Source organism: Sphingomonas sp. CBMAI 2297 (assembly GCF_029870595.1).
In the GTDB taxonomy this organism is placed as follows: domain Bacteria; phylum Pseudomonadota; class Alphaproteobacteria; order Sphingomonadales; family Sphingomonadaceae; genus Sphingomonas.
The window spans coordinates 82,362-99,040 of record NZ_JAPDIR010000019.1 but is presented as its reverse complement, the minus strand read 5'-3'; the positions used below and the strand labels follow the sequence as shown (position 1 = coordinate 99,040).

At 67.8% G+C, this 16,679-nt stretch carries 9 protein-coding genes and 1 tRNA gene; 7 read left to right on the top strand and 3 right to left on the bottom strand.

Annotated elements, in window-relative coordinates:
• Window positions 1-8,577, bottom strand: an 8,577-nt coding sequence (locus OMP43_RS20405; protein WP_280281386.1) for a hypothetical protein, incomplete at its 3' end; no start/stop codon positions are given.
• 510 nt (window positions 8,578-9,087) lie between these two features.
• Window positions 9,088-9,161: transfer RNA gene (locus tag OMP43_RS20400), tRNA-Gln, on the bottom strand.
• A 239-nt stretch (window positions 9,162-9,400) separates the two neighbouring features.
• Between OMP43_RS20400 and OMP43_RS20395 the strand changes: the two genes are divergently transcribed.
• Window positions 9,401-10,372: a Ppx/GppA phosphatase family protein gene (locus OMP43_RS20395; RefSeq protein WP_280281385.1), complete on the top strand. Its 972-nt coding sequence runs from the start codon at window positions 9,401-9,403 to the stop codon at window positions 10,370-10,372.
• A 160-nt stretch (window positions 10,373-10,532) separates the two neighbouring features.
• Window positions 10,533-11,219, top strand: a complete 687-nt coding sequence (locus OMP43_RS20390) for an RlmE family RNA methyltransferase (protein ID WP_280281384.1) — start codon at window positions 10,533-10,535, stop codon at window positions 11,217-11,219.
• 263 nt (window positions 11,220-11,482) lie between these two features.
• On the opposite strand, the gene OMP43_RS20385 is transcribed toward OMP43_RS20390, so the two are convergent.
• Window positions 11,483-11,980: a TlpA disulfide reductase family protein gene (locus OMP43_RS20385; RefSeq protein ID WP_348538619.1), complete on the bottom strand. Its 498-nt coding sequence runs from the start codon at window positions 11,978-11,980 to the stop codon at window positions 11,483-11,485.
• A gap of 109 nt (window positions 11,981-12,089) precedes the next feature.
• Here OMP43_RS20385 and argH point away from each other — a divergent pair, with 109 nt between their 5' ends.
• Genes argH through OMP43_RS20360 form a run of 5 tightly spaced genes read left to right on the top strand, consistent with a single transcriptional unit; the run spans window position 12,090 to window position 16,674 of the window.
• A complete protein-coding gene (gene argH, locus OMP43_RS20380) occupies window positions 12,090-13,469 on the top strand; it encodes an argininosuccinate lyase (RefSeq protein ID WP_280281382.1) in 1,380 nt (459 codons plus the stop codon).
• Complete coding sequence (locus tag OMP43_RS20375) at window positions 13,466-13,714, top strand: hypothetical protein (protein WP_280281381.1); 249 nt, start codon at window positions 13,466-13,468, stop codon at window positions 13,712-13,714. The genes argH and OMP43_RS20375 overlap by 4 nt, the downstream gene beginning before the upstream one ends.
• 19 nt (window positions 13,715-13,733) lie before the next feature.
• Window positions 13,734-14,996 (top strand): diaminopimelate decarboxylase, encoded by a 1,263-nt coding sequence (gene lysA / locus OMP43_RS20370; protein WP_280281380.1) that lies wholly within the window; start codon window positions 13,734-13,736, stop codon window positions 14,994-14,996.
• Window positions 14,993-15,724 (top strand): NAD(P)-dependent oxidoreductase, encoded by a 732-nt coding sequence (locus OMP43_RS20365; protein ID WP_280281379.1) that lies wholly within the window; start codon window positions 14,993-14,995, stop codon window positions 15,722-15,724. The genes lysA and OMP43_RS20365 overlap by 4 nt, the downstream gene beginning before the upstream one ends.
• Window positions 15,721-16,674, top strand: coding sequence for a CorA family divalent cation transporter (locus OMP43_RS20360; protein ID WP_280281378.1), 954 nt, complete (start codon window positions 15,721-15,723; stop codon window positions 16,672-16,674). The genes OMP43_RS20365 and OMP43_RS20360 overlap by 4 nt, the downstream gene beginning before the upstream one ends.
• Window positions 16,675-16,679 lie beyond the last annotated feature (5 nt).

Here is a 16,679-nt window from a genome sequence, read left to right as displayed (position 1 = left end):
GTCCTGCAGCCGCGTCGCGACCCCGATCCCCTGGCTGACCACGCTCCCCAGCGCACCGCGCACCACATCGCCCAGGAACGCGCTGCCCGCGATCGTCTCGAAGCCACCCGCCAGCCCGCCGCTCACCCCCGCGCTGATCCCCGCCAGCGCCACGCCCTTCCAGCTGATCCCGTCCTGGAGGCGGGCCGCCACGCCGAACGCCTGGCTCGCCACGCTCCCCGCCACGCCTGCCGCCACGCCGCCCGCGATCGCGGCCGTGCTGGTCAGCCCGATCGACGTCGTGCCCGCCAGCACCGCACCTCCCGCGCCCACCGCGCTTCCCATGCCCATTCCCGCGAACAGCTTGGCGAACGGCACCCGGGTGAGCATCGTCACCGCCACCGCGATCGCCACCATGACGATCGCCCCCAGCGTCCCGCATCGGTTGCCCTTCTGCGGTGGGTTCGGCGTGTTCGGAGAGGTGTTGCCGATCGCCTCGGCCGGGTCATAGGGCCTGAAGGTCGTCGCGTCGTGGCGGTTGCCCACCACTCCGCCGGGCACCGTCAGCGCCGTGCCCCCGCCCAGCGCTCCGCCCGCCGACAGGCCCGGATTGGCCTCCGCCAGCTTGTACCACAGATTGGCATCGCCCCAGAGCTGCGCCGCGATCGACTGCAGCGTCTCGCCCCCGTTCGCCACATAGCTCGACGCGCCGCCCATCGTGCCGCCGTTCAGCGCCGTGAAGTTCGCGTCGAAATCCGCGAACACCGTGCCGCCCGCCGCCCCGTTCCGGAACGCACCGTTGCCCGGCACCGCCGTCCGCGCGTCGATCGAGGCGGCATAGTCGACATTCGACGTCCCGTCGTTGCTCACCACCCCCATCTGCCGCCCGCCGAACCTATAGGTGCGGGTGGCCGGCTCGCTGTTCCACCAGTTGCTGTCGGCCTCGTACCGATAGAGCACCTGCCCCTGCAGGTCGCTGCGATAGGCGATGGTGCGCGACCGCGCCCCGCCCGCGATGACGACCTGGCTCAGCCCTCCGTCGCGGTCATAGTCATAGCTCGAGCTGCTCGTGCCATCGCGGTTGACCAGCTGCACCAGCGCCTGCCGCGCGCCCTCGCGCCATTCATAGGACTGCCTGGTATAGCTGTCGGCATAATCGAGATCGGCCTGCGAATAGCTGCCCGGCCCGCCATAGACCGGCGTACCGCCATTCTTCCAATTCTTGGTCTCGCTATAATAGAGCAGGCTCCCGCTCGCGCTGCCGGTCTGGCCCGCCCAGCCGATCGCCGGGCCGGCCGCGCCCGCGCCGGTGGCGCTGTAGTAATTGGCCGTGTGGGTATAGATCCAGTCGCTGCCCTGCCGGGTCGAGCTTTTTTCCGCCAGCACCAGCCCGCGCGGGTCGTAGACGATGTCGTACCGGCTGTGCACGCCCATGCCCCAGCCATCATATTCGGCATAGCTGGTGACCCGGCCCAGCAGGTCATAGCCGGTCTGCGCCCGCGTCATCCCGCCAATCACCACTGTGACCAGTTGGCCCGCCGCATCATAGGCATAGACTTCCTGCGCGTTCGAACCCGTCTGCGCGCTCGCCCGCGCGCCCGTCGCATCATAGCTGATGTCCGTGCCCGCATCGCCGCGCTGGATCGACCCCGATCCCGGCGCACCGATGAATATGCCCTTGGTCGTCACCAGCCGGTTCATGCTGTCGTACCGGTACCACCAGCTCTGCGGCGTCGCTGTGCTCGCGAGCGCGCCGTTCGCCTGCATCGGCAGGTAGCTGGTTACGATCGAGCGAACATTGCCGGCGGCATCATAGGTCCAGCTCTTGTCCACCGCATCGACGCCTGGCGCGATCGTGTCGCGATAGCGCGTGATCCGGCCGCCCGCATCATAGTTGGCGCGGCCGTCCTGCAAGGTCCGCGTCTCAACCGTGTAGCTTGGGGGAACCAGCTCCCAGTGGCCTTGCCCCTCTCCCTCGGGCGTGTCTGGGGAATTGCCGGGGTCCGGAAACCAGAAGAACCCTCCTTCCTTGTACTTGCCGGCTTCGCTGACCAATGTCTCGCGCGTCAGCTGGCCGAGCAGGTCATATTCGTAGCTCGCGACCTTGCGATCCCAATTGCTGTTCGCAACCGGCGCGTCGCCCGAGAGGACCTGCCGGACCTGCCCGGTGTTGTAATAGCTATAGCTGAGATTGCGGGCGGAAACGCCGTAGAGCGTGCTCGTCTCGGCTACGATGCGACCGAGGCGATCATATTGATAGCCATAGGCTTGGCCGCCCTTGTCGCTACGGGCGGCAACCCGGCCGAAAATGTCGACATGCTGGATCGCCGCATAGATGTCGTCGCTGGCCGAGGCGCGATCGGCATCCGTGCTCGTCGTCGTGACCCACCCGCCGAAGCCCCCCATGCCCGAGGTGGCCATGCCGCCGTCCCAGGCATAGCTGGTGGTGGTGGCGTCGCCGCCATAGGCGACCTGCAGTGTCATCCGGCCGAGCGCATCATATTGCGTCCGCTCGCGCCCGGCATAGCCGACGACATTGTTCCAACGACCGATGCGCTGGCCCAGCACGTCATAGGCATAGGATTCCACCAGCGCGCCCGCCGCCGTCCCCGGCCGCGTCACCTGGGTGAGGCGGCCAAGCTTGTCATAGGCCATATAGGTGGTGCGGCCGATCTCGTCGGTGGCCGAGGCCTGGTCGCCGAACACGTCATAGCCGTTCGAGATCGCCCCGCCGTCCGGGTGCCATTCCTTGAGCACCAGCGCCGCGGCGTCGCCATAGCCGGTGCCCGCCAGCAGCTGGCGCGTGGTCTTCACGCCCGAGCCGCTCTGCACGCTGTTGGCGTCCTGCGTGCCGATCAGCCGGCCTGCTATGTCGTAGAACATCCGCTCGGTCGGGCGGAGGCTCGAGACCGTGCCGTTCTCGGCAGTGACGGAGACGCTCGGCCGCTCGATCTGCGTCACCCGGCCCATGCTGTTGTAGCTGTAATCGGTCCGCCGGCCATAGGCGTCGGTTTCCCAGGCCAGCTCGCCGAACGCGGTATAGCCGCGCCCGGTCGCGATGTTCTGCGCCGCCCCGTCCGCCGCCGTGCGGCGCAGCACCTGCACCGCCTGGATCGCCTGGCCGCGCCCGTCATACACCGTCGCGCTCGCCGTCACCGTGCCGCCCGCGATCCGCCCGATCGCATCCGCCTGCGACATGCCCGACAGATCGGTCGCGCCGTCGCTCTCCAGGCTCAGCGTCTGCCGGCCCGCCTGGTCATAGCCATGGATCCGCCACACCCCGTCGCCCGCATTCGACGCGGTCAGCCGGCCGCCATTGTCGTAGCGGAACTGCTCCTGCCAGCCGCCATTGGTCCCGCGAGCGGTGATCTCGCCGAACGCGTTATAGGCCATCTGGGTATAGCTGACTTCGCTCCAGCTGCCGCCCGAGACGGTGTTCACCGCCTGGCGGATGACGTTGCCGGCCAGGTCGTACTGATAGGATATCCCCTCGGTCACCAGCGTGCCGGCGGCATCGCCCAGCGCGCGGCTATAGGTTTCGCCCAGCTTCCGCCCCGCCGCGTCATAGACATAGCTGCGCGTCTGCCCGAGCGCGTCGACCGTGCCGGTGAGCCGGCCCGCGCCGTCATAGAGGTTGGTCGTGATCCGGTCGCCCGCCTGCAGCGACGCATCGCCCTGCCGCGTCACGATGAGCTGGCCGAGACCATTATACTGGTAGCGCACCGTCGGCGTCACGCCGCTGAAGCCCGGACGCGCCTCCTGGATCAACCGCCCGGCATTGTCGTAGCTGTAGAGGGTGACGTCGCCCGTCGCCTCGGTCTTCGACTTCACCTGGCCCAGCGCATTGTAGGTGTAGCGGATCAGCGACGTGCCGCTCGCGCCCGACAATTGGCCGCTCGCCGCGTTCAGCGACCACGCCTCGACACCGCTCCGGGCCTCGGTGAGCCGCCGGCCCATCCGGTCATAGCTGAACTCGGTCACTCGGTCCGCGGCGGACGTCGAGGCGCTGTAACCGGAGGTCGAGACGCCGCTCGCCTGCACCGCATACCGCCGCTCGGACAGGACATTGCCCTCCGCGTCATAGCTCCAGCTCGTCGCATAGGACCCGCCGTCCACCTGCGCGATCTTGCGGTCCAGCACGTCGTAATAGCTGTAGACCGCGACACCATCCGGCCCGGTCGTGCGCACGACATTGCCCACCACGTCATAGTCGTAGCTCGTGGTCAGCGTCGCGCCGGTCGCATAGACGTAGCTGCTGCCGTTCCAATAGCCATAGGACTGGCCGGTGATGCTGCTCGTCTTCAGCCGGTCGAGATTGTCGTAGCTATTGACCGTCTCGCGGTAATTGCCGTCCGCCGGCGCGGGCGGCGTCCCGCCCGCCGCGCCCGGCAGTGCGACCGGCGCCGCCCAGGTGCGGCTGCGGATCAGGTTGCCGCCCGGATCATAGGCGAAGGTCGACAGCAAGCCCTGCGGATTGCCGGCGCTGCCCGTCTGCACCACCGTCGCCACCTTGCGGTCCAGATCGTCATAATAGACGAGCGTACGCGCGCCGTTCGCGTCGATCGTCTCGACCAGGTTGCCGCGCGTGTCGTAGCGATAATATTCGGTCGGCGTGACGGTGGCCGGGGACAGCCCCACCGCCACCGCCTCGCCCCATTTCGAGGTCAGCCGGTTCGCCTTGTCATAGGCGAACCAGGTGTCGCGCTGCTCGGCCAGGCCATAGGCCTCGATCCGGTGCACCACATTGCCGCGCGCATCATATTCATAGCGGTTGCGCGAGAAGCCCGCCGTGACGACGTTCCCGCTCCCGTCCAGGATCGCCTGGACCTTCTCCTCCGCCAGCAACCCGCGGCGATTATAGCTATATTCCGTCACTCCGCCGAGCTTGTTGACGAAGCGGATGCGGTTGCCGAACGCGTCATAGCCGCTGGTCTCGACGCCGCCCTCGGCATCGGTGGTCGTCACTACCCGGCCGAGCTTGTCATAGCCGAAGCTGGTCGTCGCCCCCGCCCGCGTCACGCTCGCCACTTCGCCGAACACCGTGTAGCTGGTCGTGGTCGCGTAGTTCAGCGCATCGACCACCGAGGTGACCCGGCCCGCCTGGTCGTAATAGCTGTAGGTGCTCAAGCCCCGCGCGTTGATCGTCCGCGTCACTTCGCCGAATGCGTTATATTCGAACACCGTCGGCGAGCCGTACGCGTTCGTCTGGCGGATCACCCGCCCTGCATGGTCATATTCGAAGCCGGTGGAATGTGCGTTCGGATCGCTGACCCCCACCAGGTCGCCCAGGCCATTATAGGCATAGGTGGTGATCGCCTGCTCCGCCGTGCCATAGGCAACATAGACCGATGCCTTCCGGCCCGCCGCGTCATAGACATAATAGGTCCGGCTATCGTCCTGGCCGCCCTCCGACAGGATGTCCCAGGCCAGCAGACCCGTGGCGTAATAGTAGAAGCGCCGCGATTGGCCTTCATTGGTGGTGGTGAAGGTCAGGCGGCCATTCGCATCATAATAGCTGTTAGTGCCCGCCCATTGCCCGCTGCGCGCACCGTCGACGGTGTAGATCGTCCAGCTGTCATTGGCGGAAACGGGCGTGTCCCAACGGGCGCTGAAGCGCACCCTGCCGGCGCCGTCATAGTCGTTGCCGGTGATATAGCCTTCGGCGTCGACAGTGTAACGCAACTCCCCCGTCGCATTGTAATAATAGCGGGTGATGCGATCGTTCGCCGTGGTGGTGCCGCTGGCCCAGGCGTCCATGTCGCCCAGGCTCGGCAGCGATCCGGTCGGCCGCGCCGTGGCATATTCGGCCTTGCGGACCATCTGGCCCCTGGTGTCGTAGCTATAGCCCACCACCGCGCCCGCGGCGTCGATCGCATAGGCCAAGCGGCCGGCATTGTCGTAGACCGCCCAGCTTGTCCGGTTGGCGGGATCGCTCGCCAGCGCGGCGACCGCGCTCTTCACGCTCGCATAGCTGTAGCTCGACAGCGTGCCGAGCGTGCCGGCATAGCGGACCGTCTGGCGCACCAGGCCGATGGCCACCGAAATGCTGCCATAGCCATATTCGGTGACCTGCCCCAGCGCGTCGATCGTGAAGCGCAGCAGGTTCTGCCCGTCATAGACATAGCGCACCGAGCGGTCGCTCGCGCTGGTGCCGGCGCTGTCGATCAGGCCCTGGAAGCTGCCCGATGCCCGCAAAGCCGCATTGGTGATGTTCGCATAGGCGATCTCCCGCACCTTGCGCCCGGCGCCGTCATAGATCGTGCGCGTGAGATAGCCTTCGCCATCGAGCGCGCCGATCTTGCGGCCGTCCCTGTCGTAGAAGATACGCGCGACGCTGTCCTTGGCGTGCGCGGCCGGTAGCCAGGCGCTCGGGCCGTTCACCTTGAACGCGTCGAGCTGCCCGCTGCTCAGCTTGTTGGCATAGCCGGTGGTCTTCACCAGCCGGCCGGATGCGTCATATTCGTACGCGGTGACCGAGCCGTCGCCCTCGATCGCCTCGATCAGCCGGCCTTCCTTGTCGTAGACCGACCAGGTCCACAGATCATAGGAATGGCTGGACGGCCGGATCGACGCGAGTTCCAGACTGTTGTTCGGATCGCCCAGCGCCGCGAGCGTTCCGCTGCCTGTGGCGGCGTTGGCATAGCGCACGGTCCCGATCAGCCGATTGTTCAGGTCGTACCAATATTCGGTGACGCCGCCATTGGCATCGATGTCGGCGACCTTCCGGCCGGCCTTGTCATAGAGATAATAGGTCTTGTTGCCCGAGGCGTCGGTATAGATGCGCGCCCGGCCGTTCTTGTCATACTGATAGCCTATCGCAGTGCCGGTCACGAACGGGCCGAATTTGGTGTAGCTGACCAGCTCGCCCGCCTTGTTATAGGTCGAGGTCTCGGTAAGGCCGTTGCCCAGCGTGACCACGGTCTGCGTCGCCGCATCGTTGAACACGATGCTCGTCGTCCCGCCGTTCAGGTCGGTGCTCGCCACCACCCGGCCAAGGCCGTCATAGACGAAGCTCTCGGTGTTCTGGCTCAGGACGTAGCGGCTCAGCAGCCGCCCGGCCGAATCATAGGTGAAGTGCTCGTCCCGCTCCCCACCCATGCCGTCGTACACCGAATATTTGCTGCTCGCGGAAGCCTGCATGCGGCGGATCATGTTGCCGCGCGCATCGTACGACAGATAGGTGATCACTGCGCTCGACGTGTCGCCTAGCCCCGTGCACCAGCTATCGAGCTGCGACTGGCTCAGCGGCTCTTCCGCCGTGAGCCCGCTCAGATCGTAGAGATTGTCGGGAAACTCGCTGATGAAATAGAGCTGGCCATAGCCATTATACCAGTTGCGGGTGACCCGGCCTTCCGCCGAGACCGTGTAGACCAGCCGGTTGGCGCTGTCATAGGCATAGCGGGTCGAGCCGGATCCCAGCCGGGTTTCGATGAGCAGCTTGTTGCCCGGACCGAAGAGGCGCTGGGTGAAATTGTCGAGACGATCCGTTTCGACGAGGACATTGCCCCAGCTGTCACGGGTATAGTTGGTGGTCTGCCCGGCGGGATCGGTAACCGCCGTGAGGTTCCCGTCCTCGTCATACGCGAACTTTACCGTCTGCGGCGCGGCGCCTGCCGAGGCCGGTGGCGCCGTGATCTGCGTCAGTGCGCCGAGATAATTATAATGGAGGGTGGTCGCCTGGCCGGCGGGATCGGTGACGACCGTATAGTCCACGCCATAGGCGATGCTCGTGGTACGGGTATTGCCCGCCGCGACGGTCTGGCTGAGGCTGGTGACGCGGTTGGCGCCATCATAACCGATCGCGAGGTAGGAACCGTCGGTCTCGCTGATCGTCGCGACCAGCTTCGAGCTGCCGTGATAGCTGTAATAGGTCGAATAGACCGCGCCGCCGCCGGTCAGCTCGGCATCGACCCGGCTCAGCCGGTCATAGCCGTCGTAATAATAGCGAGTAAGCGTGCCGTCGCCCGAGTTCACCTCGGTGATGTGGTTGCCGCTCCAGGTGTAGGTGAGCGTCTCGCCATTCGCGGTGGTGAGCGAGGTGAGCTTGTCGCCGGTATAGCCATAGGTGAGGGTGTTGCCGCTCGTGTCGCTGACCGTCGACAATCGATACCATGGGCTTGGGCCGCCAGCGGCATAAGTCTCGACGGTGCCGGTATCGCCATCCGTCCAGCGAAAGACCGAGCCGTCCCACGTGATCTTATCATGGACGCCGCCGCCTTCGGTGGTGACATAGGCGGAGCCGGTCCAATAATAGACGATCTCCGACCCGTCCCCCAACTGGTGCGTGACGGAGCTGCCCCAGCTATTCGCCGTGCCGTTGAGGCTCACTGCGCGCTGGGTGCTCTGGCGCCAATTGTCGCCATTGTCGTCGCTCTGGTTGCCCAGGCTGTTATAGGTGCGGTTGACCCCCGCATCCGGGCCGCGGCCGACCAGGAACTCGTCCCGCTGGCTGATCAGCAGATTGCCGTTCGCCGCGTTGAGGAAGATCTGCTCGCCACTCCGCCCGAAACCGGCCGAGCCCAGCAGACCCGACGATCCCAGCTTGCTCCCCGAACCACGCTCGAATCCAGTACCGGCGCCGGTGAAGATCGCAACCATCCATTCCCCCAAGCATGAACCCGGACGGCGCGACACGCCGTCCCTTCACACCCAAATCGGAGGAATTCCGCCCTTGTTTAGCGGCCGCGCAAAATTTTCGCTCCTACGGAGTGGGCAATTCCGTTGAGTGATGCTTCCGGGCGGGCGCAAGAACCAGCTGGTCAGCCTGGCTCATCTTTATCGACGATCTCCGAAGTGTTTTGGGGCGGCGCGGTAGGGTCGCTCCGATGAGCGATGTGGGCGCGGCCGAGCTCACCTTTCCTTTCGCGAAGGCCGCCGCATCCTGGAGGCTGGTCATTATGCCTTCGAACACACTGGGGTAGCGGTTTTCGTTGTCCATCATCGGCTCCAAGCCGGGGACGGTGACGAAATGCTCGATGGCGTATCGGATTACCGCGGAGGTTCGCCTTCAACCGGCGTCAATTTGATCATTGTGTGGGCGCGGATGTGGGAATGATATCAGGGGTTGTTGGATTTGCCCCACATTTACAGCGGCTTATGGAAAAGTGCTGGATGCCCCGTGAGGATTCGAACCTCAATTAACGGAGTCAGAGTCCGTGGTCTTACCTTTAGACGACGGGGCATCACGCGGCATCACGGCCGGCAGGCGGGGCGCAATAGGGCGGCTGCGCGGCGCTGTCAACGGGCCCCGCCTTGCCCCCGCCCCCGGTCTCCGCTAGCCTCGCGTTCAAGCACCGGCGGCGAAAAGCCGTGACGGAACAGAACATAAGCGAGTGATACGATGGGGGATGGCACCGCCAATATGCCCCGCGGCCGTGGCTCCGGAAAAATCCGGAGAGCTCCGCCGCCCGTGGAGCGGCCGATGCGCGGCCGGCCGGGCGACGCGCGCCACTATGCGGCACTGGACCTCGGCACCAACAATTGCCGCCTGCTGATCGCGCGCCCCCAGGGTTCGGGCTTCGCGGTGGTCGACGCCTTCTCGCGCATCGTCCGGCTGGGCGAGGGCCTAGCCACCAGCGGCCGGCTCTCCGACGCGGCGATCGAGCGCACCATCGCGGCCCTGCGGATCTGCGCCGAGAAGCTGAAGCGCCGGCACGTGATCCTCGCCCGCTCGGTGGCGACCGAGGCATGCCGCCAGGCCGCGAACGGCGCCGAGTTCATCGAGCGCGTCTATCGCGAGACGGGCATCGCGCTCGACATCATCACCGCCGAGGAAGAGGCGCGGCTCGCCGTGCTGGGCTGCCATGCGCTGCTCGAGCCCGGCGACGGCCCCGCGCTGGTGTTCGACATCGGCGGCGGCTCGACCGAGCTGGTGCTGGTCGATTCGCGCGGCGAAGTGCCCCGCATCCTCGACTGGCACAGCGCGCGCTGGGGCGTGGTCTCGCTCACCGAGGCCTCGGGCGCCGCCGGGACCGCGGAGGAGCGCGCGGCGCTCTATGCGAGCATGCGCGCCCGGGTGGCCGAGAGCTTCGCGCCCTTCGCCCAGCGCCTGCGCACGCCGCGCGGCACGCGGCGCCTGCTCGGCACCTCGGGCACGGTCACCACGCTCGCCAGCGTGCATCTGGGCCTCGTCGCCTATGACCGTTCGGTGGTCGACGGGCTGATCGTTCCCGCCCCGGCGATGCGCGAGGTGAGCCAGCGGATCGCCGGGATGAGCATGGCCGAGCGCAGCCAGGTGCCGTGCATCGGCGCGGAGCGGGCCGATCTCGTCGTCGCCGGCTGCGCTATCCTCGAGACGATTCTCGATCTATGGCCGGCCGAACGGCTGGGCATCGCCGATCGCGGCATCCGCGAGGGCATATTGCGCCGCCTGATCAACGGGAGAATCCTGTGACCTTGTCCGTTGACGGTGCCGCCCTCCGCAGCCTTTCCAACGATGCTGCGCATCGCCGGAACCTTGGGCTGCTTCGCCCGCTCCCCCACCCGGCCACCCATATGATACTGCCGTTGGGTGGCCGGGTGGGGGAGCGGGCCGGCACAGCAGGAATGAAGATATGAGCAGAGGCGGCGGACGCGGCCATACCCGCGTGCTGACGGCGCGAAAGCGCACCGCGCAGTCGACGCGCTGGCTCGAGCGCCAGCTCAACGATCCGTACGTCAAGCGCGCCAAGGCCGAGGGCTATCGCAGCCGTGCGGCCTATAAGCTGATCGAGCTCGACGAGAAGTTCGGCTTTCTCAAGGGCAAGAAGCGCGTGGTCGATCTCGGCATCGCGCCGGGCGGCTGGACCCAGGTGGTCCGCCGCCGGCTGCCCAAGGCGCCGGTGGTCGGCATCGACCTGCTGCCGGTCGACCCGATCGATGGCGCGGTGATCCTGCAGATGGACTTCATGGACGATGCCGCGCCCGACCGGCTGATCGCGGAGCTGGGCGGCGCGCCCGATCTGATCGTGTCGGACATGGCGGCCAACACCGTCGGCCATCCGCAGACCGATGCGCTGCGCACCATGGGCCTGGTCGAGACCGCGCTCGACTTCGCGATCCAGGTGCTCGAGCCGGGCGGCGATTTCGTCGCCAAGGTGTTCGCCGGCGGCGCCGATTCGACGCTGGTGGCGGAAATGAAGCGCAACTTCGCCACGGTGAAGCACGCCAAGCCGCCGTCGAGCCGCAAGGGCTCGGTGGAATGGTTCGTGGTGGCGCAGGGTTTCAAGGGGCGGGCGAAGGCGGAATCGGGCGAAGCGTGACGGTCGCCGCCCGGCTTCGAGGCGCGGGCATGGCGGGGCTTGCCCGATCCCGTCGTCACCCCGGGCTTGTTCGGCGACTATCCCCTTGAGACAGGGGGCTCCCGATAGCCGTCATCCCGGCCTTGCGCCGGGATCCCGCTTCTTCTGCCCTCAGCAAGACAGCGGGACCCCGGCGCAAGGCCGGGGGTGATGAAGGAGGAATAGTGAGTCCCAAACCTAGGGCAAAAACCCGATCAAGGCTTCGCCGATTGAGTCTCGTGACCCTAGCGCGCTTCCGCCAGCAGCGCGGCGGCCTTGGCCCCGGTCCAGTCCATCTCGCCCGCGACGCGCCACACTTCCTTGCCGGCCGAATCGAACAGGATCGTGGTGGGCAGGTTCACTTGCATGCCGAGGCTGAACGCCGCGTCGGGATCGGTCCAGGGCTTGAGGTGCTTGAAGCCCGCCTTGGCGAAATAGGGATCGACGGCCTCGCGGCCCTTGAAGTCCTGGCTGAGGGTGATCACGCGCAGCGCGTCGCCTTTTTGCCCGGCAAGCGCATCCAGCGTCGGCATCTCGGCGCGGCAGGGGATGCACCAGGTCGCCCAGAGATTGAGCAGCACCGGCTTGCCCCTGTAGGCGGAGAGATTGGTCCGCTTGCCCGCGGGATCGACAAAGGCATATTCCCGCATCCCCTCGCCCTTGTGGCTGCGGTCGACCGCCCCCTTGTCCGCCCGCGCTTTCGCCGCCGCCAGGGCATCTGCCGCCGCATTGGCCACCGGCATAGTTTCGTTTGCTTGCTGCGCGGGGCCGGAGCGCTTATCGCACCCCGCGATCGCCAGCGTGGCCAGAAGGAGAAGTGAGATCGCCGAGCGCAAGGACAGCTCCAATGCCATGTGGGGCGGGCGCTTCGCCGAAGGCCCGTCCGCGGTGATGCGCGAGATTAACGCATCCATCCCCTTCGACAAGCGGATGTGGCGCCAGGACCTGCGCGGCAGCCAGGCGCATGTGGCGATGCTGGGCGCGCAGGGCATCGTCGCGGCGGAGGACGCCGCGGCGATCCATGCCGGCCTGGGCGAGGTCGCGGCCGATTTCGAGGCCGAGGGCGTGCCCGAGGACCTGGCGCTCGAGGACATCCACATGCTCGCCGAATCGCGGCTGGCGGCGAAGATCGGGCCGGTGGCCGGGCGCCTCCACACCGCCCGCTCGCGCAACGACCAGGTGGCGACCGATTTCCGCCTCTGGGTGCGCGACGCGGCCGACCAGGCCGAGGCGGCGCTGGGCGCGCTGCAGGACGCGCTGCTCGCCCGTGCCGAGGAACATGCCGACAGCGTGATGCCCGGCTTCACTCATCTCCAGGTCGCCCAGCCGGTGACGCTCGGCCATCACCTGATGGCCTATTTCGAGATGTTCGCGCGCGACCGCGGCCGGCTGAGGGACGCGCGCGCGCGCCTGAACCTGTGCCCGCTCGGCTCGGCGGCGCTGGCCGGCACCGGCTTCGACCTGGACCGCGAGGCGACGGCAAAGGCGCTCGGCTTTGACGGGCCGACGCGCAACTCGCTCGATTCGGTGTCGGACCGCGACTTCGCGATCGAATATCTCACCGCCGCCGCGCAGACCGCGCTCCACCTCAGCCGCCTGGCCGAGGAATTCGTGATCTGGGCGAGCCAGCCCTTCGGCTTCGTCTCGCTGAGCGACCAATGGTCGACCGGCAGCTCGATCATGCCGCAGAAGCGCAACCCCGACGCCGCCGAGCTGGTGCGCGGGCATTCGGGGCGGATCACCGGCGCGCTGGTGTCGCTGATGATCACGATGAAGGGGCTGCCGCTCGCCTATTCGAAGGACATGCAGGACGACAAGCCGCCGGTGTTCGAGGCGCATGACCTGTTGGGGCTCAGCATCGCGGCGATGACCGGCATGGTGGAGAGCGCGACCTTCCGGCTCGACCGGATGCGCGCGGCGGCCGAGGCCGGCTTCTCCACCGCCACCGACCTGGCCGACTGGCTGGTGCGCGAGGGCGGCATCCCGTTCCGCGAGGCGCACCACATCACCGGGCGCGCGGTGGCGAAGGCGGAAGGCGAGGGCATACGTCTCGATCAGCTATCGATCACCCAACTCAAGGAAATCGACACGCGGATCGATGAACGCGTATATGACGTTCTCAGCGTCGATGCTTCGGTATCGAGCCGGACGAGCTTTGGCGGCACTTCGCCCGGGCGCGTGCGCGAGGCGATCGCGGCGGCGAGGAAGAACCGTCAGGAGGAAGGGCGATGAAGCGACTGGTGATGCTGGCGATCGCGGCCATGGGCGGGCTCGCCCTGGCGAGCTGCGGCGCGCGCGAAGCGCTCAAACCCGTGGCGGCGGCGTCGCTGCCTCCCGCGCCCTATGGCGCGCGCGCGACCCCGTCGCCGGGCGATCTCCTCAATCCGCCGACGCAGACGCGCCCCGCGCGCAGCGACGATCTCATCCAAAGTTCGGACCAGCGGCGCAGCGACACGTTCGACCTGCCGCCGCGCTAAGCCCACAGAAAGTCTCCCAGTGTCCCATTTCGAAGTGATCGGCGGTGCCCTGCACGCCGAGAATGTTCCGCTCGCGCGCATCGCCGAGCAGGTCGGTACTCCGGTCTATGTCTATTCGACCGAGGCGTTCCGCGAAGCCGCCCGCGCCTTTCGCAAGGGGCTGGAGCCGGTCGGCCGGCACCATGTCGCCTTCGCGGTGAAGGCCAATCCGAACCTCGCGGTGCTCCGCCTGCTCGCCAATGAAGGCTTCGGCGCCGATGTCGTCTCCGGCGGCGAACTGTCGCGCGCCCTGGCCGCCGGCATCCCGGCGCACGACGTGGTGTTCTCCGGCGTCGGCAAGACCCGCAAGGAGCTGCACCAGGCGCTCGACGCCGGGATCGGCCAGTTCAACCTCGAGCTGGAGGAAGAGGGCGTCGTCCTCGCCGAGATCGCACGGTCCAAGGGGATGACCGCCCCGGCGGCGCTACGCGTCAATCCCGACGTGGATGCCGGCACGCACGAGAAGATCTCCACCGGCAAGGCCGAGAACAAGTTCGGCCTGCCGATCGACCAGGCCCCGGCGATCTTCGACCGGCTGGCGAAGCTGGAGGGCATCGACCTGCGCGGCGTGGCCGTGCACATCGGCAGCCAGCTGCTCAGCCTCGACCCGCTCGAGGCCGCGTTCGAGCGGGTCGGCCGGCTCGTCGCCGAGCTGCGCGCCGCGGGGCACCGGATCACGCATGTCGACCTGGGCGGCGGGCTGGGCGTCGCCTACAAGCCCGGCGACGTGCCGCCGACTTCGGCCGCGTTCGGCGAGATGGTCGCGCGGGTGACCAGGGGCTGGGACGTCGAGCTGATGTTCGAGCCGGGCCGCCACATCTCCGCCAATGCCGGGGTGCTGCTCACCGAAGTGCTGTGGGTGAAGCCGGGAGTGACCAATCCCTGGGTGGTGGTCGACGCCGCGATGAACGACCTGGCGCGCGTCGCGCTCTACGATGCCTGGCACGGCTTCGCCTCGGTAACGCCGAGCGGCGAGACGATGGTGGCGAACGTCGCCGGCCCGGTGTGCGAGAGCAGCGACGTGTTCCTCAAGAACCGCGAGATCGACCGGGTGAAGAACGGCGACCTCGCCGTGCTGCAGAGCGCCGGCGCCTATGGCGCGACCATGGCCAGCACCTATAACAGCCGGGCGCTGGTGCCCGAAGTGCTCGTCTCGGGCGATCGCTTCGAAGTGGTCGCGGGCCGGATCACCGCCGAGACGATCATGGGCGCCGAACAGATACCGGACTGGCTGGAGCAATGACGCTGACCGCCCTGCCGATCTTCGTGAAGCTGGCGGGGCGGCCGGTCATGCTGATCGGCACGGGCGAAGCGGCGGAAGCCAAGCGCCGGCTGCTCGAGCGCGCCGGCGCGGCGATCGTCGGCGAGGAGGCCGTGGCTGCGCTCGCCATCGTCGCCGCGGACGATCCCGGACCCATCGTCGCGCGCCTGCGCGCCCGCGGCGTGCTGGTGAACACCGTCGACCGCCCGGACCTGTGCGACTTCACCCTGCCCGCGATCGTGGCGCGCGATCCGGTGCTGGTGGCGGTGGGGACCGGCGGCGTGTCGGCCGGGCTGGCGGCGGCGCTGCGCCAGAAGCTCGAGGCCGAGCTGCCCGCCGATCTGGGCGATACCGCGCGCGCGCTCCACGCGGCCCGGCCCGAGTTGCGCACGCGCTTTCCCGACCCGGCCGATCGCCGCCGCGCCATCGCCGCCGCGCTGGCGGAGGGACTTGGCGGCGACGTGGTGGCGCGGCTGCGCGCGCCGGAAGCCGCGCGGCTGCTGCGCTTCACGCTGTGCAGCGCCGATCCCGACGATCTGACGCTGCGCCAGGCGCGCGCGCTTGCGCAGGCCGAGCGCGTGTACCACCTTCCCGCCGTGCCCACCGCCATCCTCGACCGCGCCCGCGCCGATGCGCCGCGCATCGCCCTCCCGGCTCCTCCCGAAGTGCCGGGACCCGGCCTCTCCGTGTGGCTGGAGATCGCCGGGTGAGCGGCTTCGCCTATATCGTCCGCGACGGGAAGGTCGCGCAGCCGATCCTCAAGGAAGCGCTCGGCCAGGATGCCAGCCTCAGCTGGATCCATCTCAACACCAATGACGAGCGTGCCCAGCTCTGGCTGGGCGGCGAGGCCAGGCTGGCCCAGCCGGTGATCGACGCGCTCACCGCGATGGAGACGCGCCCGCGCTGCGACCTGTTCGGCCCGGCGGCGCTGGTCAATCTGCGCGGCATGTCGTCCGAGGCGCTTGGCGATTCCGATCCGCTCGCCTCGATCCGCATGTACGCGCATGGCGGCTGCGTCTTCTCGGTCTCGCGCAAGCAGCTCAACGCGATCCAGCCGGTGCGCAAGCAGGTGGAGGACGGCAAGATCCTCGACCCCGGCGACCTGATCGCCGCGATCGCCCAGGCGATCACCGAGGAGCTCGACCCGATGGTCGCCGAGCTGGGCGATTCGCTGGACGATTGCGAGGAGCATATCTCGCAGCACCGCGCCTTCGACCTGCGCCGGCTGGTCAACGAGACCCGGGTGAAGGCGATCGGGCTGCGCCGCTTCCTCTATCCGCAGCGCGCCGCGCTGGAGAAGCTCGCCGGGCTGCCGGTCGAATGGCTGGCCGATGACGACCGGCTCCACCTCGCCGCCGCCGCCGATCGCGCCGCGCGCATGGCCGAGGAGCTGGAGAGCATCCGCGAGCGCGCCGCGCTCACCCACGAGACGCTGACCGACCTGCGCGCCGAGCTGATCGACCAGCGTTCGCTGGTGATCGCGGTGGCGGCGATGGTGTTCCTGCCGCTGACCTTCATCACCGGCCTCTACGGCATGAACGTCGAGGGGCTGTGGTTCGCGCGGGAGCCCTGGGCGTTCGACGCGATCGCGATCCTCTGCCTCGGGATCGCCTTCCTGATCACCGCCTATTTCGTCGGGCGGCACTGGTTCGAGCGCTGAGCCGC